This is a genomic window from Polaromonas naphthalenivorans CJ2 (genome assembly GCF_000015505.1).
Classification (GTDB): Bacteria; Pseudomonadota; Gammaproteobacteria; order Burkholderiales; family Burkholderiaceae_C; genus Polaromonas; species Polaromonas naphthalenivorans.
The window spans coordinates 3,524,203-3,545,127 of sequence record NC_008781.1 but is presented as its reverse complement, the minus strand read 5'-3'; the positions used below and the strand labels follow the sequence as shown (position 1 = coordinate 3,545,127).

Below are 20,925 nucleotides of genomic sequence, written 5' to 3'. Positions count from 1 at the left end.
TTTTGCGCAGATGGAGCGGGCGCAAGCAGCTATTAAAAAAATAGCAGACTGTCAGGACTTTTTCACGAGGGCGTAGCGCTGCAAGGTCAGCGCACGCGCTTCGGCATGCGCTACGACAGGCCTTGCGTAGTTGCTGCCCAGTGCCACGCTTGCTGCAGCCCTTTCCATCGGCGAAGCCAGCCACGGACTGTGCAAGGCAGCCTTGGGCAGTTTTGCCAGTACCGGCAAGTACTTGCGGATGAACTTTCCGTCGGCGTCAAACTTCTCGCTTTGGCTGACGGGGTTGAAAATTCGGAAGTAAGGCTGCGCATCGCAGCCCGTGCTGGCGGCCCACTGCCAGCCGCCGTTGTTCGATGCCAGGTCAAAATCATTGAGTTTTTCGGCAAAGTAACGCTCACCCCAGCGCCAGTCGATCCCAAGATCCTTGACCAGAAAGCTGGCTGTCACCATGCGCAGGCGGTTATGCATGTAGCCGGTCTGGTTGAGTTGGGCCATGGCTGCATCGACCAGCGGGTAGCCGGTCCGGCCCTCGCACCAGGCCTGGAAAAGCAGCTCGGCTTTTTCGCCTTGTTCCCATGCAATCGCGTCATAGCCGGGCTTGAACGCGCTGCTGGCCGCATGCGGAAAGTTCGCCAGGATCTGGGCATAAAAATCCCGCCAGATCAGTTCGCTGAGCCAGGTTGCGGCGCCTTCGCTGCCCGTTTGCTGCTGCGCCAGTGCGTTCAATGTAATTTTCCTGATCGAAATTGTGCCAAAACGCAAATGCACGCCCAGATAACTTGGACCTTTAACGGCGGGGAAGTCGCGGGTGTCCGCATAGTGCGGCATGCGGTCCAGGAAATCGTCGAAAAGCGCTTCTGCGCCCTGGCTGCCAGTGGGTAGCCTGAGCGCTGACAGGTTGGTTTTTTCAAACCCCAGCTCGGCCAGCGCGGGCACATCCTGCCGTTCATCTGCCGGTCGGGCAGCCAGCGCGGATGCGTACTTCTCAACCGGATAGGGCTGGAGGTAAAAGGCATCGACCTTTTTCAGCCAGGCCTTCTTGTAGGGGGTGAAGACGGTATAAGGCTGGCCGGCCAGCGTCAGCACCTCCTGCCGTTCAAAAATGACATGGTCCTTGAACGTGTGAAAAGCCACGCCTGCGCATTCCAGCAAGCCCTGCACTTCGGCATCGCGCGCCAGGCTGCAAGGCTCGTCATCGTGGTTGGCAAACACTGCATCGACCGAAAGCCTAGACGCCAAGGCGGGCAGGGCGTCCAAAGCGGTGCCGTGTCGTATCAGCAGGCCGGCAGGCAAGGCCAGTTTTGCCAATTGACGGTTCAGGTCCACCAGGGATTCCCGGATGAACTCGACCCGACGGTCGGCTTTTGGCAGCGAATCCAGAATGGCCCGGTCAAAAACGAAGGCGCAAAACACCTGCTCACACGATTTCAGCGCATGGTGCAGCGCTGCATTGTCCTGGAGCCGCAGATCCCGCCTGAACCACATCAGTCCTGTCCTGTATTTTTTGTGCATGCGCCCGATGGTAGTGAAAAACAATCCGGGCCTGACGCCTGAATTGCTTTGCGCCGCAATTGGCCCTGTAGCGCCGATCCCCGCGAATGAGGTGTTATGCCGGGGATTCGCTAACGCGTAAAATCTGCCGATGGCCACGGAACCCCCACCTTCGATCAACCTCACGCACCACTTCCTTATTGCCATGCCCGGCCTGGAGGATGAAGGCTTCTCAAAAAGCGTGATCTATATGTGCGAGCACAGCGAGCGCGGGGCGCTGGGCCTGATCATCAACAAGCCCAGCGACATCAATGTCCAGGGCCTGTTCGACAAGGTCGAGTTGCCGCTGCGCCGGGGAGATCTGACACAAACGCCGGTCTTTCAGGGCGGCCCGGTGCAGACCGAACGCGGCTTCGTGCTGCACGAATCCATGATGCCCGGCAACGAATCGGTCTATGCCTCGACCATGTCGATTCCGGGCGGTCTGGAAATGACCACCTCCAAGGACGTGCTCGAAGCGCTGTCCACCGGGGCCGGTCCGCGCAAGGTGTTTGTCTCGCTCGGCTATTCGGCCTGGGGTGAGGGCCAGCTTGAATCGGAGTTGCTCGACAACAGCTGGCTGACGGTGGCGGCCGACCTGGGAGTGATTTTTGACACCCCGGTCGAAGAGCGTTACGACAAGGCCCTGATGCTGCTGGGCCTTGAGAGCTGGATGATTTCGCCCGTCGCCGGTCATGGATGAGCCGCAAGGCCTGGCGGATACTGATCATTCCCGGCCCGAAAACCGCCTGCCGCCGGCACCTCATCCGGCGGCGGGTTTCCAGACCTTCCTGGCTTTCGACTATGGGTTCAAGCGCACCGGCGTTGCGTCGGGCAATATCCTGACCCGCACCGCCACGCCGCAAGCCACCATTGCCGCCGAAGGGGTCGCCCGTTTTCCGCTGATCCAGGCCCGGATCAAGGAATGGCAGCCCGATGCGCTGGTGGTCGGCATTCCGTTTCATCCCGACGGCGCGAGCCACGACAATACCGTGCGCGCGCAAAAGTTCGCGCGCCAACTGCGCGGGCGCTTCGGCCTGCAGGTGTTCGAGGTCGATGAGCGCTACAGCACGACCGAAGCCCTGGCCAGCGGCGCCAAGGATGCCGATGCCGCGTCGGCCAGCATCATTCTGGAACAATTTTTAAGGAGTCTTCCCCATGAGTAGTCTGGTTCTTGACGCCGAGGCGCTGTATGCCGATTTGCTGCGCGGCATGCGTCAGCAACTGGCCGCCTGCAGTCAGCCGCCGCGCCTGGTGGGCGTGGCCTCGGGCGGCGCCTGGCTGGCGCAGCGCCTGCAAACAGACCTGGGGCTGGCTGAAGACATCGGCATTTTGTCGTCGTCCATGCACCGCGACGACTTTTCGCAGCGCGGGCTGGCGGCCAGCGGCCAGACCGTGCTGCCATTCGATGTCAATGGCGCGCACCTGATCGTGGTGGACGATGTGCTCTACACCGGCCGCACGATACGCGCCGTGCTCAATGAACTGTTCGACTACGGCCGGCCCGCCAGCGTCCGGCTGATGGTGCTGGTGGACCGGGGCGGACGCGAATTGCCGGTGCAGGCCGACCTGGCTGTGGCCAGAGTGAGCCTGCCGGCTTCGCAAACGCTGGAACTGGCCCGCACCGACGATGGCCGGTTCCGATTCCGCCTGCAGGATACCCAAACCCCCGCCTGAATTTAAAGCGCAAGAGGAATTTACAGCGTGTTGTACCGACGAAACCCCCAACTCAATAAAAACGGCGAGCTGATCCATCTGCTCTCCACCGAAGGCCTGTCCAAGGCCATCCTGACACAGATTCTGGACACCGCCGCCAACTTTGTCTCGGTCAGCAGCCGCGAGGTCAAAAAAGTCCCGCTGCTGCGCGGCAAGAGCGTGTTCAACCTGTTTTTTGAAAACTCCACCCGTACCCGTACGACGTTTGAGATTGCCGCCACGCGGCTGTCGGCTGACGTGATCAACCTGGATATCGCCCGCTCATCGGCATCCAAGGGCGAGTCGCTGCTCGACACCATCGCCAACCTGAGCGCCATGGCCGCCGACCTGTTCGTCGTGCGCCACGGCGAATCCGGCGCGCCCTACCTGATTGCCCAGCATGTCGCGCCGCATGTCCACGTCGTCAATGCCGGCGACGGCCGCCATGCGCACCCGACGCAGGGTTTGCTCGACATGTACACCATCCGCCACTACAAAAAAGACTTCAGCAACCTCACGGTCGCCATCGTCGGCGACGTGCTGCATTCGCGTGTGGCGCGCTCGGACATCCATGCGCTGACCACGCTGGGCTGCGCCGAGGTGCGCGTGGTCGGCCCCAAGACCCTGGTTCCGGCCGACATGGCGCAGATGGGCGTGCGCGTCTGCAACACGCTCGAAGAAGGCATCCGGGGCGCCGACGTGATCATCATGCTCAGGCTGCAGAACGAGCGCATGACTGGCGCGCTGCTGCCCAGCAGCCAGGAGTTTTCCAAGAGCTTTGGCCTGACCACCGACAAGCTGCAACTCGCCAGGCCCGACGCCATCGTGATGCATCCCGGCCCGATCAACCGGGGCGTGGAAATCGACTCGGCCGTGGTCGATGGCGTGCAGAGCGTCATCTTGCCGCAGGTCACGTTCGGCATTGCGGTCCGCATGGCCGTGATGAGCATCGTCGCAGGCAACGAGGCATGAGAGCAGCCCCTGCCTTGCCGCCTTTTCCTGGAAAAATAAAATGAAACTCCTCATCAAGAATGGTCGCGTCATCGACCCCGCCACCGGCTTCGACCAGGTCGGCGATCTGGCGATTGCCGCCGGCCGCATCGTGTCGCTGAACGGCGCGCTGGCCGATTTCGTTCCCAATAAAACCCTGGACGCCACCGGCTGCATCGTCGCGCCCGGCCTGATCGACCTGTCGGCGCGCCTGCGCGAGCCGGGCCATGAGCATGAAGGCATGCTGGAAAGCGAACTGGCCGCAGCGGTGGCCGGCGGCGTGACCAGCCTGGTCTGCCCGCCCGACACCGACCCGGTGCTGGACGAGCCGGGCCTGGTGGAAATGCTCAAGTTCCGCGCCGAAAAAATGCACCAGTCGCGCGTCTTTCCGCTCGGCGCTCTCACGCGCGCGCTCAAGGGCGAAGCGCTGACCGAAATGGTCCAGCTGACCGAATCAGGCTGCGTGGCTTTCAGCCAGGCCGAAGTGCCGCTGGCCAATACGCAGGTGCTGATGCGCGCCATGCAGTACGCCGCCACGTTCGGCTATTCGATCTGGCTGCGTCCGCAGGAGCTGCACTTGGGTAAGGGCGTGGCCGCCAGCGGGGCGCTGGCCACGCGCCTGGGCTTGAGCGGCGTGCCGGTCGCCGCCGAAACGATTGCCCTGCACACGATTTTCGAACTGATGCGCGCCACCGGCGCCCGCATCCACCTGTGCCGGATCAGCAGCGCCGCCGGTGTGGCGCTGGTGGCCGGGGCCAAGGCCGAAGGCTTGAACGTGACCTGCGATGTCAGCATCAACAGCCTGCACCTGACCGATGTGGACATTGGCTACTTCGACAGCCGCATGCGCCTGGACCCGCCGCTGCGCCAGCAGCGCGACCGCGACGCGCTGCGGCAGGGGCTGGCCGACGGCACGATTGACGCGTTAGTATCCGACCACTCGCCGGTTGATGAAGACGCCAAAACCCTGCCGTTCGCCGAGGCCGAGCCGGGCGCGACCGGGCTGGAGTTGCTGCTGGGCCTGGCCTGCAAATGGGGAAATGACAGCCAGGCGGGCATGACCCGCGCGCTGGCCGTGCTGACCAGCGAGCCGGCGCGCGTGCTGGGCCAGACGCTCGGCACGCTGCAGGCTAGCGCGGGCCGGCTGGTCAAGGGCGGCGTCGCTGATGTCTGCATCTTCGATCCGGACAGCGAATGGACGGTGGAGCCGGCGGCCCTGCGCAGCCAGGGCAAGCACACGCCGTTTTCGGGCCATGCCTTGCCCGGCCGCGTGCGCTACACGCTGGTGGGCGGGCAGGTCGCGTTCGAGCGCGCCTGAGCGATGCGGACCGGCTATTGCGATTCCTGCGCTCTGGCGGCACGCCGGCAGGCGCTTTCATGAGGCGGCTGACCGGCTGCTGGCGCGTGCTGCGCATCCTCGGCCACATCCTGACCGGCCTGTGGGTGGTCGCCGTGCGCCTGCCGCGCCTGCAGCCCTCCCAGCAAAACGCCCGGGTTCAGGTCTGGGCGCTCGCGTTCCTGGGCCATGCCGGCATCAGGCTTGAAATTCGCGGACAGCCGCCCGTCACCGGGCCGGTGCTGCTGGTGTCCAACCATATTTCCTGGCTCGATATTCCGGTCATGCATGCGGCGCGCCACTGTTGCTTTGTCTCCAAATCCGATGTGAAGGACTGGCCGCTCATTGGAACGCTGGCAACAGCGGCGGGAACGCTGTACATCGAGCGCAGTTCGCGGCGCGATGCCTTGCGGATGGTGCATCTCATGCAGGAAGCGCTCAAGGCCAATGAGGTGCTGGCGGTGTTTCCCGAGGGAACCACCGGCGATGGACGGGGAGTGCTGCCTTTTCATGCCAACTTGCTGCAGGCTGCCATATCGGCCAATGCCCCAGTCCAGCCGGTCGGCCTGCGTTTTGTGGACAAGGCCAGCGGCGAAACCAGCTACGCGCCCAGTTACATCGGCGACGAAACACTGCTCGCTTCGATCTGGCGAACCCTTTGCGCGCCGCCGATTGTGGCCGTGGTGCATTACGGCGAACCCGAAGGGGCCGATGGCCGCGACCGCCGCGCCTGGACCCAGCATTTGCGCAGCACGGTGGACGTTCTGCGCCAAAGTTGAGGCAGCCAAGACCATCCACCGGACGGCATCCTTTTTTGACGGCAGCCGGTCAGGCGCTGGCCGTCTGGGCTTTGGCCTGCGCCACGTTCAGCGGCGGCGTGCCCGGCTTGAACATGGACGCCAACTGCCGGCGCAACTCCGGCGAGTCGGTGTGGCCATGCACGGCGACTGCATGCTGCACGGCCGCGTCAAGCAGTTCCTTGTCGCTGTCAGCCGACAGCGCGACGCTGCAGTTCATGGTGCTGGGAAATTCGCGGCAATCAATGTATTGGCGTGACATGATGGCTCCTTTCAGTGGTTTGCTTCATCAACCGGGTTCAACGGCGTCTGGGCGGTGCGCCGAAACCGTGTTCTTGTCCCCGCAGCCGGGCTTGCACCAGCATGCAGGGCTTCCTATACTGAAATGCAGGATCGCAGAGGAAGCACCCATGACGACATGCTGAAGTCGCCGGGGGGAATTGCCAATACGCAGCAATGCGTATGCATCAGCCAGTGGAGCCAGGCCATGAACCACCTCACCCGAAACGACTTCGCCAGCGCGTTGCAGGTGCTTGCTCGGGTCGAAGCGCAGGCGTATAGCGTGCGCAGCTTTGCGCAGGCGGTGGTGCAGGCGCTGAACAGCTTCGTGGCTGCCGAGTTGACGACGCTCTCGGTCTGTGACCTGGCTAGCGACCAGCGCGAGGTGCTGGGCCTGCCCAGCGTGCGGCTGGAAAGCGACGAGGTGGAGGGCTTTGAACGGCATTTTTTCGAGCACTCGCCGCCTCGCCACCATGACTTGCAGCGCAGAGTGCCTGAGTACGCCATTGCCGTACCGCTGCTCAGCGACCGCCGAACGCTGGTGAGCATCGTGCTGAAGCGGCGCGGCCGTGATTTTGACGAGCGCGACCGTGAGCGGCTGGAGTTGCTGCGCCCGCATCTTGCTTTTCTTTACCGCCACGCACGCCATGCGCGGGCCGCCGTCACGCTGGAGGAGGGCGAGGCGCCGCTGCCACCCGACATCCATGCGCCAGGCCTGACGCAACGCGAGGCCGAGGTGATGCACTGGCTGGCCTGCGGCAAGATGGATGCCGAGATCGCGGCGCTGCTGGCCATCAGCCCGCGCACCGTGCAAAAGCATCTGGAGCATATCTATGTGAAGCTGGGCGTGGAAACGCGAACGGCGGCGGTCATGCGCGCGCTGGCGATCTGTCATCACGCAAGCCTCGGTAATTCAGACCATTTTCTTGTTTAAATATGCCTTTTGCGCTTTAAACACGGGCATATACAGCTATTTAAATAATAGCAATAAGGTTCAGGCGCCCAACCGCTTCACCGCTACGCCAAAAGCACCACCAGCGCCCCGGCGCCGCCCTCGGCGGGGCGCGCCTGCACGAAGGCCAGCACTTCCTGCTTCTGGATCAGCCAGCTTTGCACCCGGCCCTTGAGCACCGGCATCTTGCCCGGCGAACCCAGGCCCTTGCCATGCACCACGCGCACGCAGCGCAGGCCGGCCTTGTTGGCTTCGCGGATGAAGGCGCCCAGCGCGTTGCGCGCATCCTCGCGCCGAAAGCCGTGCAAATCGAGCTGGCGCTGAATGCTCCAGTTGCCCCGGCGCAGCTTGCGCACCACGTCAGGACCGATGCCGGGCCGGCGAAAACTCAGCGTTTCATCAGTGTGCAGCAGCGTCTCGACATCAAACTCGTCCGACAGGGCTTCCTGCATCACGGCCATCTCGTCGAGCCGCAGTTGCTCGGCAATCGGTGCCGGCCGCGCCCGCTCCAGGCTGGCCCGGTGGCCCGGCCGGTGCTGCGGCGCCAAGGCCACGACGCGTCCGACGGCGCGTGAAAACAGCTCTTTTTCAGCCCGGGCCAGCGCGGCGGCCGCCTGGAGCACGGCCAGCCGTTGCGCTTCCAGACGGGCGCGCATTTCCAGTTCGCGACGGACCAGCTTGAGATCCTTGAGATCCCGGATCAGCAGGCCTTTCTGAATTTTTTGGCGGGGGGAGGAGGGCTGCAGCATGGTGGCGATGGTGAAGAATTGCCTGGGGCACCCATCCTAAACCAGTCCCATCTCGGCCATCGACACCGCCAGGGAGGCGGTCACCACGAAATGGTCGAGCACCCGCACATCGACCAGCGCCAGTGCGGTTTTCAGGGTCTGGGTCAGCATTTCGTCGGCGCGCGAGGGCTGCGCCGCGCCGCTCGGGTGGTTGTGCGCCAGCACCACGCTGGCCGCATTCAGCGCCAGCGCCCGGATCACCACCTCGCGCGGGTACACGCTGGTCTGCGTCAGCGTGCCGCGAAACAGCTCCTCCAGCGCGATCAGCCGGTGCTGGCTGTCCAGGAACAGCACGGCAAAAATCTCGTGCGGCCGGCTGCCCAGCTGCAGCTGCAGGTAGTCGCGCACCGCTTGCGGCGTGGTGAACAGCGCCTTTTCCTTCAGCTCCTCGGCCAGGGCGCGGCGCGCCAGTTCCAGCACGGCGACGATTTCGGCGCGCTTGGCAGGGCCGAGTCCCTTGATGGATTTGAGCGCTTCGGCTCCGGTGTGCAGCAGCCCGGCCACGCCGCCAAAGTTATCGAGCAGTTCCTGGCCCATCTGCAGCGCATTCTTGCCGGGCAGGCCGGTGCGCAGCAGCAGCGCCAGCAATTCGGCATCGCTGAGCGCCGCAGGGCCACGGGCCAGCAGTTTCTCGCGCGGACGGGCGTCTGCGGGCAGGTCTTTGATGAGCATGGAGGGGCGTGGCCTGAAAATTGAAAGCAAAAGTAAAAAAGAAACTGCAGTATGCAGCAGGTCAGCGCGGTCAATCCGCACGGGAAGCCCTGAAAAATGCATGAAATGGCGCGCTGCAGCACCCAGGCCAGCCCGGCTTTCTACAATAGAGCCCGTTCAGTCACCGTTGCCGGCCGACCATCCGTGGTGGCCCGAAAGTCTTTATGCCTACCCTGCAATCCTCCATCCAGTCCGCCCAGCCCGATGCCGTCCCGGTGGTCGAGCCAGGCTCCTTCCTGACGCTGCACTACCGCATGGCCGCGCCGGGCGGCGCCAGCATCATCAACACCTTCGACAGCAAGCCCGCCACGCTGAGCCTGGGCAACGGCGAGTTGTCGCCGGCCATCGAGCAGCGCCTGCTGGGCCTGCCCGAAGGCACGCGCACCACGTTCCAGCTGGCCGCCGGCGAGGCTTTTGGCGAGCGCAACCCGGAACTGGTGCAATGGGTGGCGCGCAAGCTGCTCAACCAGCTGGGCGACCCCGACGAGCGCTACAGCGTGGGCGATGTGGTGCAGTTCCCCACGCCCGACGGCATGGGCCAGTACGCCGGCGCGGTGCAACAGATCAAGGACGGCGACGACGCGGCGGTGCAGTTCGACTTCAACCATCCGCTGGCCGGCCAGCCGGTGGAGTTTGAAGTGCATGTGATCGGGGTGCTGTGACCATGTCGAATCCACCCCTTGAAGAAATCCTGCTGGCCGAGCCGCGCGGCTTTTGCGCTGGCGTTGACCGGGCGATTGAAATCGTCGAGCGGGCGCTGGTCAAGTTTGGCGCACCGATTTATGTGCGCCATGAAATCGTTCACAACACCTATGTGGTCAATGACCTGAAGGTCAAGGGCGCGATTTTCATTGAGGAATTGTCCGACGTGCCAGCAGGCGCCACCCTGGTGTTCAGCGCCCACGGCGTCAGCCGGGCGGTGCAGGAAGAAGCCCGGGCGCGGGGTTTCCAGATTTTCGATGCCACCTGCCCGCTGGTGACCAAGGTGCATGTCGAGGTCGCCAAGCTCAACAAGGAAGGCTACGAGTTCATCATGATCGGCCACAAGGGCCACCCCGAAGTCGAAGGCACCATGGGCCAGCTCGACAGCGGCATCCATCTGGTCGAGGACGTGGCCGACGTGGCGCGCATCTCGCCGCTGCAAACCGAGCGCCTGGCCGTCGTCACGCAAACCACGCTGAGCGTGGACGACGCGGCCGAGATCAGCGCGGCCATCGTGGCCCGGTTTCCGCAGGTGCGCAAGCCCAAGCAGCAGGACATCTGCTACGCCACGCAAAACCGGCAGGACGCCGTCAAGGTGCTCAGCCCGCAGGTCGATATCCTGATCGTGGTCGGCAGCCCGACCAGCTCGAACAGCAACCGCCTGCGCGAACTGGCCGCCAAGCTGGGCACCGAGGCCTACATGGTCGATGACGCCAGCGAACTGCAGGAAGCCTGGTTCGACGGCAAGAGCCGTGTCGGCCTGACGGCGGGCGCGTCGGCCCCCGAGGTGCTGGTCAGGCAGGTCATCGACCGCATCAAGGCGCTGGGCGCGGTGTCAGTCCGCAAGATGGACGGAGTCGAGGAAACCATCAAGTTCCCCTTGCCCAAGGGCCTGAAGCTGGACGCGCAGGGCCAGCAGCTTGAAGTCAACGGCAGCCAGCTTCACCAACTGGGCTGATGGTCGATGACAGTCAACCGCTATCAAATCGAGAGCTGCCAGCACACGTTCAGCAAGCGCTACAGCCACTTTATCCGTCGAACTCCGCTCTGGAAACTGCCTGGCGGGGCGCTGGGCGTGGACTGCGCCGAAGTCTGGCTCAAGCTGGAGCATCTGCAGACCGGCGGCAGCTTCAAGGCGCGCGGCATGCTCAACCGCTTGCTGTCCAACCCGATTCCGCCCAGCGGCGTGATCGTGGCGTCGGGCGGCAACGCGGGCATTGCCACGGCGGCTGCGGCCAAGGAACTGGGCGTGCCTTGCGAAGTCTTCGTTCCCGAAATCTCCAGCCCGGCCAAGCGCGCCCGGCTCGCCGCCCTGGGCGCTCGCGTCATGGTAGGCGGCGCGGCCTATGCCGATGCGCTGCGGGCCTGCCTGGCGCGCCAGCAGGAAACCGGGGCGCTGCTGACCCATGCCTACGACCAGCCCGAAGTGCTGGTGGGCGCCGGCACGATGGCGCTGGAAATCGAGCAGCAGGGCGGCCTGCCGGATTCGGTGCTGGTCAGCGTGGGCGGCGGCGGCCTGATCGGCGGCGTGGCCAACTGGTTCGGGCACCGCAGCCGCGTGGTGGCGCTGGAGCCCGAGCTGGCCCCCAGCCTGTTCCGGGCGCGTCAAGCCGGCCGGCCGGTGGACGTGGAGGTCGGCGGCATCGCGGCCGATTCGCTCGGTGCCCGGCGCATCGGCAGCCTGGCGTGGGACGTGACGCAGGCGCAGGTGCGCGATGCGCTGCTGCTGAGCGACGAATCCATCCGGACGGCGCAGCTGTGGCTGTGGCAGGAACTCAAGCTGGCCGTCGAGCCCGCCGCCGCCTTGCCGCTGGCCGCGCTGCACAGCCGGCGTTATGTGCCGCGTGCGGACGAAACCGTCTGCCTGATCATTTGCGGCGCCAACGTCGATCCGGCCAGCCTGAACTGAACCCGCCGCCCCATTCCTGGCCATTGCGGCACAAAATACAATCGACCCCATGCTAGACATCAACCTGCTCCGTAAAGACCTGCCCTCGGCCATCGCCCGCCTGGAGACCCGCAAGAGTCCGCAAACCTTCCTCAACGTCGAGGCCTTCCAGACCCTTGAGGCCGAACGCAAGGCCGTGCAGATCAGGACCGAAGAGCTGCAAGGCCAGCGCGGCACCCTGTCCAAACAAATCGGCCAGCTCAAGTCCAAGGGCGAAGACGCCAGCGCCGTGATGGCGCTGGTCAGCCATTCCAAGGCCGAACTCGAATCGTCGGCCAAGCGCCTTGAGCAGATCCAGACGGAAATGCAGGCATTGCTGCTGGCCGTGCCGAACCTGCCGCACGACAGCGTGCCGCAGGGCATCGGCGAGGCGGGAAACGTCGAGGTGCGCAAGTGGAGCCCGTTCGAAGGCCTGGGCGGCGAGCCCGCCGCCTTGAGCTTCGAGCCCAGGGACCATGTCGATGTGGGCCAGCCGCTGGGGCTGGACTTCGAGCTGGGCACGAAGCTGACCGGCTCGCGCTTTACCGTGATGAAAGGCCCGCTGGCGCGCCTGCACCGTGCGCTGTCGCAATTCATGCTCGACGTGCAGACGGCCGAGCATGGCTACACCGAATGCTATGTGCCCTACATCGTCAACAGCGACTCGCTGCGCGGTACCGGCCAGTTGCCCAAGTTCGAGGAAGACCTGTTCGCGGCCAGAAAAGGCGGCCAGGAAGGCCAGGCCGAGAATGCCGCGCTGTACCTGATTCCCACGTCCGAGGTGCCGCTGACCAATTTCGTGCGCGATGAAGTCGTGCCGGAAGCGCAACTGCCGCTCAAATTCACCGCCCACACGCCGTGCTTTCGCTCCGAGGCCGGCAGCTACGGGCGCGACACGCGCGGCATGATCCGCCAGCACCAGTTCGACAAGGTCGAAATGGTGCAGGTCGTGCATCCCGAGAAAAGCTACGAAGCGCTGGAGGCCATGACCGGCCACGCCGAGGTCATCCTGCAAAAGCTCGGCCTGCCGTACCGCGTGATGCTGCTGTGCACCGGCGACATGGGTTTTGGCGCGACCAAGACCTACGACCTGGAAGTGTGGCTGCCGGCGCAGAGCACCTACCGCGAGATCAGTTCGGTGTCCAACTGCGAAGCCTTCCAGGCCCGCCGCCTGCAGGCTAGGTTCAAGAACGCGCAGGGCAAGAACGAGTTCGTCCACACCCTGAACGGCTCGGGCCTGGCCGTGGGCCGCACACTGGTCGCGGTGCTTGAAAACTACCAGCGCGCCGACGGCGGCGTCGATATTCCGGCGGTGCTGCAACCCTACATGGGCGGCATGACGACTCTTTCTTTGCCAGCGGCCTGAAGGGCATTTGAGCCTGCTAGAATTGCGGCTCGATACATAGGAGAGGTGGCAGAGTGGCCGAATGTACCTGACTCGAAATCAGGCGTACCGCAAGGTACCGTGGGTTCGAATCCCACCCTCTCCGCCAGAACAAGCGTTTAAGACGCACCAAAACGCACCTTCGGGTGCGTTTTTCATTGGGAAGCCCATATACTGAGCCGCCATAAGCCGCTTTAACGCGCCGAGAAAGCGTTTAGCGGATGGCCTATAGGATGGCCCATAGGACGCATATGCCCAAACTTCCCCGCGAGCTTAGCCCGATCGAGATAGGCCGTCTGAAAAGCGAAGGTGTGTATGCCGTGGGCGGCGTGCCCGGGCTTTACCTGCAAATCATTGGTGGATCTCGTGCCTGGGTGCTGCGATTTGTGGTCGGCACGCGCCGCCGGCGCATGGGACTGGGCGGCTTTCCGGCCGTGACGCTGGCCCAGGCGCGGGACAAGGCACGGGCCGCGCGCGAGCTGATGGATCAGGGCATCGACCCGATCCAGTCCCGGGAAGCGGTCATGCACAAGGCGGCTGCAGCGCGGGCTCGGGCCTTGACCTTCAGCAAGGCGTCCGAGCAGTTCATCGCGGCGCGCGAGGCCGAATGGCGCAATGCCAAGCACCGCCAGCAGTGGGAAAACTCCCTGGCCACGTATGCCAACCCGTTCATCGGTGAGATGGCCGTGTCAGAGATTGGCCAGGAAGACATCTTGAAGGTGCTTGAGCCGATCTGGCGCACGAAAACTGAAACAGCCTCTCGCGTGCGCGGCCGCATCGAGCAGATCCTGGACTGGGCCGCCGTGCGCGGGCACCGGCGCGGCGAGAATCCGGCCCGCTGGACCGGCCACCTGGACAAGCTGCTGCCCAAGCCGTCCAAGATTGCGAAGGTCGAGCACCATCCTGCTGTGGAAATAGGCGAGGCGCAGGCCGTGGTGCGGCGCATCGAGGCCTGCGCCGGCATGGGCGCCCGGGCGCTGCTGTACCAGGTACTGACGGCGACCCGATCGGGCGAGGTGCGGGGAACGCTTTGGCAGGAAATCGACCTGGACGCCGGTGTGTGGAACATCCCCGAGAGCCGGATGAAGGCGCACAAGCCTCATCGGGTGTCACTCTCCAAGCAGGCCGTGCAGCTGCTGCGCCTGCAGCCCAGGTTTGAGGACTGCGAGCTGGTGTTTCCGTCCACCAAGATGACGCCGCTGTCCGACATGTCGCTGACGGCCGTCATGCGCCGGCTCAAACTCGACGCCGTACCGCACGGCTTTCGCTCCACCTTCAGCGACTGGGCCGCCGAATGCACCAGCTACCCGAGGGACCTGGTGGAGATGGCCCTGGCCCATGCGATCGACAGCAAGGTCGAAGCCGCCTACCGGCGCGGCGATATGCTGGCCAAGCGCGCCGCACTGATGCAGGCCTGGGCCGACTACTGCCTGCCGCAGCCGGGCTGATCGCCTGTCAGTCCTCATCGTCCAGGGAATTTGAAAGGGCTACCGGGCGCTTTTCGAGCCATGCGCCCACCTGGTCTACCACCCAGCCCACGGCGCGTGGTCCCAACTGCTTTGGACGCGGGAATCCCTCATCCTGCATCCAACGCCTGAGCGTGGTCTCCGAGATCCCGAACTTCTCCAGGACCACTTTTTTGCGGTAGATCAGCGGCGCAGCATGCACAGCGTGGCTCATCGACGGACCCCTCTGGCATCGCTCACGGATTTCACAATCTCTGCGATCCAATAGGGATGCCGATTGAACCGCCTGAGCATGTCGCCCAGCTGCGCGGGGGTGTAACCCTTCTGCTCCGCCTGCTCGCCCAGTGCCTGACGCGCCTGGATGGCATTGCGGTTGATAAGCCGCCTTTGTTCAGCTGTTGCAGGCATGGCCCCATCACCATGCCGGCTCATGCCGCCGGTGCAGATGCTCTGGTCAAAATCCTCAGTCTGCCGGAAGTATTCCCGCACCAGGTCGATCAGGTCGGCCTCTTGCTGGATCTGATCGTCAAAACTGCAGAGGTGCTGTTCTTTGAAGTCAACTAGCATTTGCCGTACGTCTTGCCGTGGAAGGCTGGCGAACACCGTTGCGCCGTCGCTGTTTTCCCATGCCAGTATCACGGGACCGTTAGCCGGGGATTGGTCCAGCGTCGCAATGAAATCAGCGTGTTTCATTTGATGCCTTTCAGCGGCTGAATCAGGCCCTTGCGGATGCCCTGCAGGCTGATCGCGGTGAGCACCAGCTGCTGCACCAGCATGCCGGTGTGGCCCTGCAGCCAGGCGAAGCAGATCCAGAGCGCATTGGCAGCCAGGAACAGCACAAACCCCCAGGATTCGTGCTTGCCTTTGTTCGCCAGCAGCCATGCGCCGTATATGGTCAGGGCGGCTGCTCCCCACTCCAGCACCAAGAGAAGGATTTGAGGGGTCATGCTGGAAATCCATCGTGTGTAATTTCATCGAGCAGGCGCCCAGTGGATTTCTTGCCAGCCTTGCAGAAAAGCGACATAGCACGATTCCCATCACCAGGTTGAAAGGCGGTGCCATCGGCCCATTCCCAGCGGCTGAATGGTGGGCCGCTTGGGCAAGCCTCTTGATCGGTGCTTATCCATTCGCCCCACTGCTTGAATAGGAAAGGTATGCCGGCATATGCACACTGGTCGCGCAGGCTCCTGGCCCATTCGGGGTGCATTGGCCGTGCAGCGCGGCCGGACTCGCCGCCCACAATTACCTGGTGGAGACCTTGGGGCATCCCTATGGCATGTCCATCGCGGGTGATGTGTTTCGGAAATCCGAAGGAGCGCGACATCAGACGCAGATCCACGGGTCCAAGCAGCGGTTCAAGGCTCAGAAAACGCTTTGCAGCAGGCACGGCTATCAATTTTGGGATGTCACGGTCGGCTTCTGTTTGATTGACGACAGTGGCGCCGATCCAGACGTGCGGCCAGTAGGGCGTGAGGCCATTGCCCCACTCATCGGGCAGCATGTCCATGACGTTGCCGATCCGCTTTGTCAGCAATTGCCAGTCCAAGTGGGGGGTTTCCCAGATCAATTGCCACAGGTCATCACGCCACTGCTTTTCAATCTGGTTGTCAAACACGTCGGACAGTGAGGCGCAAAACACCCGCTGGCGCCGGCCGTGCTGTGCATGAAATGCGGCATGCTGAGCATTCCAGCGCTTGGGCAGGTTCCAGTTTGCGCCGCTGGTGCGCCGGCGCTCGGCGCCTGGGCCCCAATTGGTGGCTACACCGCCGGCGAAACGGGCATTCCGCGCTTCGGCGTAGCAGTTGTCGCAGCCAGGGCTGATTTTTTCGCATCCCTCCCAGCCATTGAAGGTGTGGTCGGTCCACTCGATTTTCGAGTTGGCGCTCATGAGCGCCACGCCGTGATGTCAGACAGCTCCACACCGTCATAGTCGGGGACTTCCACCTGGGCCTCGATCACCTGGATGCCGATAAGGCCGGATGGAGTGTCATCTGTCCCTGGCCAGCCTTCCTGGCTTTGCATCTCAACGGTCCAGGCCTGCGCCGCTTCGGGTGCACGTGTGGCTGTAAATGTGGCCCCGCCATCTGACAGCATCATGCGAATAAGCCTTGAGCCATACAGCCGGATCACGGCTCTGACCACGTCGTCGTCTTCGGAAGACAGACGGTCTTGCTCCCCGCCCCAAAAGTCATTCACTTCGTTGGCCAGCGCTGGTGTCAGCTTGTCCATGTCCACCTGCAGCACGACGAACATCTCGTCGTTGTACTCGGCGCAAACCTTGAATGTCTTGATCATGCTCATCAGAATCCCCTGCTTTTGATATGTTGAATGGCGTCGGTGCCGGGCCGGGCAGCGCTCCAGGCCGGGCCGGTGTACAGCGTCTTGCTGGTCGAGTTGCACACGCGCTCAGGCACGCACTGGGCGGCTTTGAGGCGAGAGGCCGACGTGCGGTCTTCCTCTGATAGCCGCTCTGAGAAGGTTTCTTGCGGCTGTTCGGACATGCCCTTGAAAATTTTCATCATGCTTTCTCTACTTCGTTATTGATAGCTGAGTGAGCCCGCCAGTAAAGCGCTGGCGGGAGGTTGGGAAGGCTTACTTTGTCCAGGTGACCGTGTCCAGATAGGTCGCGTATTCCTGCATTTGCTCTCGCAGACGCTGGCGGCCGTCGTCGGCGTTCAGGACTTTCGGGTCACCGCACGCGGAACAGGCATTTATGAATTTCTGCATGGCCGCTACTGATTTTTCGAGCTGGGCTGTCAGTTCCTGCGCTGTCTTCTTACGGGCAGCGATTGCCTGGGCCTGGGCCTTGCGGTCGCGGTCGCTGGTCCAGTCGTCGCCGGTCATGGTGATCTGGTTCATCAGATCCCCGCCAGCGTGAGTTGCGATTCTTTGGCCGTTGCACCAGCTGCAACCAGCGCCCAGCCCTGGCCGGCGCGCTCGATCACACCTTCGCTGGCCAACTGCTCCAGGTAGCGCCGGGCAGCCAGCGTGCCGCCGCCTTCGGCCTGCTGCAGGCTGCGCACCGATGGCTTGAGCGTGCCGGCGATCACGGCAGACTCGATGCGCTGGTAGCGGGCTGCAGCAGCCTTGCCGGCTGTGCCTGCATCGGGCTTTGCACTGCGCACTGTGCTTGCCGTGCTTGGCTTGGCGGGTGGTGTGCTGTGCTTCTCGATGGCGGGCTGTGCTTGCTTGCGCACGGTGGGCACGGCTGGCACGCTGATCGAGGGAGGCACGGGCACGCTGACAAACGTGGGCAGCGGTGCGCCCATGGCGCCCAGGGGCACAGCGATGGCGGCATAGGCCGGGCTGGGCTGGGGCATGGCGCTGCTCCAGCGGGGCAGGGCCGTGCTCTTCTTTGCAGCCGGTACCGGGATGGCAGTGCGGCGGGCCGCGCAGGCGTCGCGCGCGGCGCGCACCATCTCGCCGGCCAGGCTGAACATCACCAGACCGACCATGCTGATCAGCAGGCTTTCGGCGAAGGCCTTCCAGGGCATCCACTGGCCCCAGATGGTGGCCTCGGCCGGGGCCTTGCCGTGCTCGCTGGTGGCGAGTTCGGCAGACAGGGCCTGGGCACGCTGGTCGGCGTCGATGGCCTGGCGCAGGGAGGCCGAGCCATCGGCCCGGCTGGCGGCGATCAGGCTGCTGGATTGGCGGGCGGCGCTCTGGCGCAAGCCGCTGGCCGTGGCGCGCAGGCTGTCGATCGAGGCGCGCAGATCCGCGCTGCGCTGGTCGGTGGCGACGGCGGTGGACTGGCCGGCCATGACGATGCCGATGCGTGCCTGGTAGGTGTGCGCACAGTCAAACGCCCAGATCAGAATGCCCAGCACGAGCAGCTTGCAGCGCAGGTGGCCGAACTTGGCGCGCGGCATCATGGCTGCGACAAAAAACAGGGCAATGTCGGCCAGCAGCAGCAGGTCGATCGAGGTTTTGCGAACGGCCAGGGCCGCGGCGTCCAGGCCCAGCATGCCCAGGTTGGCAAAGGCGTATTCGCGGTTGACATGCACGGCGTCTGCGCCCAGCGCCAGGGCGATGAGCATGATGGCCAGGTACACGGCAGGCGGCATGTGCTGGCTGTCGGAGGTCGATGAATGGATAGGGGTGTTCATGGTGATTTCCTCGGTCAGTGCATGCGGGCGGCGGCGGTGGCGGGGGTGCAGGACAGGCTTGATGGGTCAAGCCTGAGCACGGTGCAGGCGTCCCGGAGCACAGCACGGGTGATGCGCTCGCCGGACTGGTGCCGGTTGACGATGCGGTGTGCCCAGCTGGGGCCGGTGCTGCCGATCTGGATGCCGGCGATGACCGGCGGCGGTGTCTGGCGGATCAGGCGCTGGCGTTGCAGTTCAGCCGCCACGATGGCCGGGTCGGCGGGCTTGGGCCGGGCGGGCGGCGGGCCTGCAGGCGCTGCCGGGGTGGTGATGCTGCCGATGTGCGGGGCCGGCTGAGTCGTCAGCCAGGACGCTTCGAAACGAGCCCAGCCCTTGTCGCGGCATTTGATCAGGACCTGCTCCAGCGTCATGCCGGCCAGCGCCGCCTGGCTGCACAGCGTTTCAAGCGCCGTGCTGTCCAGCGCGCCGGCTTTCTTTTTCTTGCGGATGGCGACGAAGTCGGCCAGGACTTTCGGGTTTACTCCATCGATCATCACCAGCGTGGCCGGCAAGGCCGGTGCGCCGGCAGTTCTTCTTATGTTCCCTTCAAAGTTAAAACCAGTTATGGGTGCAGATTCTGCGGGGGTCAGTACGTGAATTTGCGGGGGTGGCGTACCCAAATCGGTAGCGGGGGGTGCAGATTCTGCGGGGGGCAAAGCCGAGTTATCCACAAAAGTATCGGAATCGACGGAGTTATCCACAGGCCCGCTGTCCAGGTCGCCCTCGGGGAAGGCGCTGGGCAGGCCGTTGAGGTTGACCGCGTACCAGGTGCTGTGGCCGGTGCGCAGGCGGCGCACGCACAGGATGCCGGCGCGCAGCAGGGCGCGGATATGGGTTTGCACAGTACGGCTGCTCATGCCGCACAGGCGCGCCAGGCGGGTCACGGACGGCCAGGTGAGGCCTGTCGCGTCGTTGACGTGGTTGCACAGGGCCAGCAGGACCAGCTTGTTGATGCCCTTGGGCAGGGCGGCGTGCCACACGGTGGTGGTCAGTTGCAGGTTGAGCCTCATGCGCCTGCTCCTGCTGTGACTGCTGCGGCGGCAGGGTAGGCGGGCGCCAGCACGTCGCCGGCGGCGATGCGCTTCCAGGATTTGCACACGGCTTGCACCAGCTGGAGCGGGTTGGCAAAGCTGAGCAGCTGGTCGTAGAGGTCGAGGCCGGGCGGCACGTCGGCCAGCGCCTGGGCATCGGCGCCAAAGCGGCCCACGCGGTGGAAGCGTGCCTGCATGCTGACCATGGCCTGCTGGGCACGCACGGCAACGTCAATCGCGGCCTGGCCGATGGGTTCGCTCAGGATCAGGCTGGCATTGAGCGAGGTGGCCAGAGTGTCGAAATGGGCCTTGGTGCCGGTGCCATTGATCAGGTGGTGCCAGGCCAGGTGCGCTTCGTTGCTGAGCGCGGCGGTTTCTTCGGTGGCAAACGGGGTGACCTTGTGAACGGTCGATTCGTGCGCCAGGCGGTTGGCGGGCCAGCGCGGGCGGCGGGGTTTTTTGAGGCCGTTCATGCTGCACCGCCGATCTCGACCAGGTTGCCGAAGTCGTCGGTGATGTAGGTGGACGAGTTGCCACTCCAGTTGCGGCCCTGCATGTCTTGACGGCTCTCGAAGCTGAACCACCAAGCAGGGTTCCACTTCTGGCGCTTGTTTTTGTTGGAATAGTCACGGTACAGCCTGATTTCAAAATCGTTGTCGTCGGACATCACCAGCGCTTCATCACCATTGATGGTGAAAAACCTGCCCGTGACTTTGCCGGGCGCGCGCAGCAGCACCTCGCCGCTTGCCAGGGGCCGAACGGCTTGGACTGGCGCAGGCTCTGCGGTATCGAGAACGGGCAGGGTGTCGGTGGTCGGCTCGACCAGGTGCATGTCGTTGAGGTCGTCAAAGGCCCGGCCGAGTTGCTGCTGCACAGGGGCCAGCAAGACGTGCAGATGGTCGGCGCTGAGACGGGCGCCGTTGGCAGCATCAAGCAACTCGCACAGGGCGATCAGAGAGTTGTTGGCGTTTTCAATTGCATCGCGCACGTCGCTGAGCGACATGAGGGCGCGGTGGGCGGATTGGGTGGGGAATGCAGCGCTGCCGGCAACGGCAGAGCGGGGCGCGGCGGCGCGCGAAGAATTAGCCATGAGTGGCCTCCGAAGGTGCAGTTAAAAAACTGCCACTCGGCTTCCCAACCGGGCGGCAGCCCAAGCGAGTAGGAAGACCGGCGCACCTGCGGAGCAGAAACC

General features: G+C 64.1%; 27 protein-coding genes and 1 tRNA gene. 13 read left to right on the top strand and 15 right to left on the bottom strand.

What is annotated here, in order from left to right; translation table 11 throughout:
• Positions 1-51: 51 nt before the first annotated feature.
• A complete protein-coding gene (locus PNAP_RS16730) occupies positions 52-1,512 on the bottom strand; it encodes a cryptochrome/photolyase family protein (protein ID WP_041376767.1) in 1,461 nt (486 codons plus the stop codon).
• 130 nt (positions 1,513-1,642) lie between these two features.
• On the opposite strand from PNAP_RS16730, the gene PNAP_RS16725 reads away from it, so the two are divergent.
• Genes PNAP_RS16725 through PNAP_RS16700 form a run of 6 tightly spaced genes read left to right on the top strand, consistent with a single transcriptional unit; the run spans position 1,643 to position 6,330 of the window.
• Complete coding sequence (locus PNAP_RS16725; RefSeq protein WP_011802716.1) at positions 1,643-2,233, top strand: YqgE/AlgH family protein; 591 nt, start codon at positions 1,643-1,645, stop codon at positions 2,231-2,233.
• On the top strand, positions 2,226-2,696 hold the full coding sequence (gene ruvX, locus PNAP_RS16720; protein WP_011802715.1) for a Holliday junction resolvase RuvX: 471 nt from the start codon (positions 2,226-2,228) through the stop codon (positions 2,694-2,696). The genes PNAP_RS16725 and ruvX overlap by 8 nt, the downstream gene beginning before the upstream one ends.
• Positions 2,689-3,207: a bifunctional pyr operon transcriptional regulator/uracil phosphoribosyltransferase PyrR gene (gene pyrR, locus PNAP_RS16715; RefSeq protein WP_011802714.1), complete on the top strand. Its 519-nt coding sequence runs from the start codon at positions 2,689-2,691 to the stop codon at positions 3,205-3,207. The genes ruvX and pyrR overlap by 8 nt, the downstream gene beginning before the upstream one ends.
• 27 nt (positions 3,208-3,234) lie before the next feature.
• A complete protein-coding gene (locus PNAP_RS16710) occupies positions 3,235-4,197 on the top strand; it encodes an aspartate carbamoyltransferase catalytic subunit (RefSeq protein ID WP_011802713.1) in 963 nt (320 codons plus the stop codon).
• A gap of 40 nt (positions 4,198-4,237) precedes the next feature.
• A complete protein-coding gene (locus tag PNAP_RS16705) occupies positions 4,238-5,533 on the top strand; it encodes a dihydroorotase (protein ID WP_011802712.1) in 1,296 nt (431 codons plus the stop codon).
• A gap of 59 nt (positions 5,534-5,592) precedes the next feature.
• Positions 5,593-6,330, top strand: a complete 738-nt coding sequence (locus tag PNAP_RS16700) for a lysophospholipid acyltransferase family protein (RefSeq protein WP_011802711.1) — start codon at positions 5,593-5,595, stop codon at positions 6,328-6,330.
• Between the two features lie 49 nt (positions 6,331-6,379).
• Here the strand turns inward: PNAP_RS16700 and PNAP_RS16695 are convergent, their stop codons facing one another.
• Positions 6,380-6,610 (bottom strand): DUF1059 domain-containing protein, encoded by a 231-nt coding sequence (locus PNAP_RS16695; RefSeq protein WP_011802710.1) that lies wholly within the window; start codon positions 6,608-6,610, stop codon positions 6,380-6,382.
• A 225-nt stretch (positions 6,611-6,835) separates the two neighbouring features.
• Here PNAP_RS16695 and PNAP_RS27940 point away from each other — a divergent pair, with 225 nt between their 5' ends.
• Positions 6,836-7,561, top strand: coding sequence for a helix-turn-helix transcriptional regulator (locus PNAP_RS27940; RefSeq protein WP_232290712.1), 726 nt, complete (start codon positions 6,836-6,838; stop codon positions 7,559-7,561).
• Between the two features lie 83 nt (positions 7,562-7,644).
• Here PNAP_RS27940 and PNAP_RS16685 read toward each other — a convergent pair whose 3' ends face one another.
• Positions 7,645-8,328, bottom strand: a complete 684-nt coding sequence (locus PNAP_RS16685) for a Smr/MutS family protein (protein WP_011802708.1) — start codon at positions 8,326-8,328, stop codon at positions 7,645-7,647.
• 36 nt (positions 8,329-8,364) lie between these two features.
• On the bottom strand, positions 8,365-9,039 hold the full coding sequence (gene radC / locus PNAP_RS16680) for a RadC family protein (protein WP_011802707.1): 675 nt from the start codon (positions 9,037-9,039) through the stop codon (positions 8,365-8,367).
• Positions 9,040-9,242: 203 nt separating this feature from the next.
• Between radC and PNAP_RS16675 the strand changes: the two genes are divergently transcribed.
• The 6 genes from PNAP_RS16675 (at position 9,243) to PNAP_RS16650 (ending at position 14,539) form a co-directional block, all read left to right on the top strand.
• On the top strand, positions 9,243-9,740 hold the full coding sequence (locus tag PNAP_RS16675; protein WP_011802706.1) for an FKBP-type peptidyl-prolyl cis-trans isomerase: 498 nt from the start codon (positions 9,243-9,245) through the stop codon (positions 9,738-9,740).
• A gap of 2 nt (positions 9,741-9,742) precedes the next feature.
• Entirely contained in the window at positions 9,743-10,738 is a 996-nt protein-coding gene (gene ispH, locus PNAP_RS16670) for a 4-hydroxy-3-methylbut-2-enyl diphosphate reductase (RefSeq protein ID WP_011802705.1), read from the top strand.
• A 6-nt stretch (positions 10,739-10,744) separates the two neighbouring features.
• Positions 10,745-11,689 carry a threonine/serine dehydratase gene (locus PNAP_RS16665; RefSeq protein WP_011802704.1) on the top strand — a complete coding sequence of 315 codons (945 nt, stop codon included), beginning with the start codon at positions 10,745-10,747 and terminating at the stop codon, positions 11,687-11,689.
• Positions 11,690-11,738: 49 nt separating this feature from the next.
• A complete protein-coding gene (gene serS / locus PNAP_RS16660; protein WP_011802703.1) occupies positions 11,739-13,073 on the top strand; it encodes a serine--tRNA ligase in 1,335 nt (444 codons plus the stop codon).
• Positions 13,074-13,112: 39 nt separating this feature from the next.
• A tRNA-Ser gene (locus PNAP_RS16655) sits at positions 13,113-13,200 on the top strand.
• 142 nt (positions 13,201-13,342) lie between these two features.
• Positions 13,343-14,539, top strand: coding sequence for a tyrosine-type recombinase/integrase (locus PNAP_RS16650; protein ID WP_011802702.1), 1,197 nt, complete (start codon positions 13,343-13,345; stop codon positions 14,537-14,539).
• 7 nt (positions 14,540-14,546) lie between these two features.
• Here the strand turns inward: PNAP_RS16650 and PNAP_RS16645 are convergent, their stop codons facing one another.
• From PNAP_RS16645 to PNAP_RS16595, 11 genes are all read right to left on the bottom strand, one after another.
• Complete coding sequence (locus PNAP_RS16645) at positions 14,547-14,771, bottom strand: helix-turn-helix transcriptional regulator (protein ID WP_011802701.1); 225 nt, start codon at positions 14,769-14,771, stop codon at positions 14,547-14,549.
• Positions 14,768-15,250 (bottom strand): hypothetical protein, encoded by a 483-nt coding sequence (locus PNAP_RS16640; protein WP_041376766.1) that lies wholly within the window; start codon positions 15,248-15,250, stop codon positions 14,768-14,770. The genes PNAP_RS16645 and PNAP_RS16640 overlap by 4 nt, the downstream gene beginning before the upstream one ends.
• Positions 15,247-15,504 carry a hypothetical protein gene (locus tag PNAP_RS16635; protein ID WP_011802700.1) on the bottom strand — a complete coding sequence of 86 codons (258 nt, stop codon included), beginning with the start codon at positions 15,502-15,504 and terminating at the stop codon, positions 15,247-15,249. Before PNAP_RS16635 ends, PNAP_RS16640 begins: the two co-directional genes overlap by 4 nt.
• The gene (locus PNAP_RS16630; protein ID WP_011802699.1) at positions 15,501-16,445 is read right to left on the bottom strand and encodes a phage Gp37/Gp68 family protein; all 945 of its coding nucleotides are present in this window, start codon (positions 16,443-16,445) and stop codon (positions 15,501-15,503) included. Before PNAP_RS16630 ends, PNAP_RS16635 begins: the two co-directional genes overlap by 4 nt.
• Positions 16,442-16,858: a DUF2528 family protein gene (locus PNAP_RS16625; RefSeq protein ID WP_011802698.1), complete on the bottom strand. Its 417-nt coding sequence runs from the start codon at positions 16,856-16,858 to the stop codon at positions 16,442-16,444. Before PNAP_RS16625 ends, PNAP_RS16630 begins: the two co-directional genes overlap by 4 nt.
• Positions 16,858-17,079: a hypothetical protein gene (locus PNAP_RS16620; protein WP_041376765.1), complete on the bottom strand. Its 222-nt coding sequence runs from the start codon at positions 17,077-17,079 to the stop codon at positions 16,858-16,860. The genes PNAP_RS16625 and PNAP_RS16620 overlap by 1 nt, the downstream gene beginning before the upstream one ends.
• A gap of 70 nt (positions 17,080-17,149) precedes the next feature.
• Positions 17,150-17,416, bottom strand: a complete 267-nt coding sequence (locus PNAP_RS16615) for a hypothetical protein (protein WP_011802697.1) — start codon at positions 17,414-17,416, stop codon at positions 17,150-17,152.
• Positions 17,416-18,663 carry a helix-turn-helix domain-containing protein gene (locus PNAP_RS16610; RefSeq protein WP_011802696.1) on the bottom strand — a complete coding sequence of 416 codons (1,248 nt, stop codon included), beginning with the start codon at positions 18,661-18,663 and terminating at the stop codon, positions 17,416-17,418. Before PNAP_RS16610 ends, PNAP_RS16615 begins: the two co-directional genes overlap by 1 nt.
• Positions 18,664-18,677: 14 nt before the next feature.
• The gene (locus PNAP_RS16605; RefSeq protein WP_011802695.1) at positions 18,678-19,712 is read right to left on the bottom strand and encodes a helix-turn-helix domain-containing protein; all 1,035 of its coding nucleotides are present in this window, start codon (positions 19,710-19,712) and stop codon (positions 18,678-18,680) included.
• A complete protein-coding gene (locus PNAP_RS16600) occupies positions 19,709-20,206 on the bottom strand; it encodes a hypothetical protein (RefSeq protein ID WP_011802694.1) in 498 nt (165 codons plus the stop codon). Before PNAP_RS16600 ends, PNAP_RS16605 begins: the two co-directional genes overlap by 4 nt.
• Positions 20,203-20,823 carry a DUF1484 family protein gene (locus PNAP_RS16595; RefSeq protein ID WP_011802693.1) on the bottom strand — a complete coding sequence of 207 codons (621 nt, stop codon included), beginning with the start codon at positions 20,821-20,823 and terminating at the stop codon, positions 20,203-20,205. The genes PNAP_RS16600 and PNAP_RS16595 overlap by 4 nt, the downstream gene beginning before the upstream one ends.
• Between the last annotated feature and the right edge of the window lie 102 nt (positions 20,824-20,925).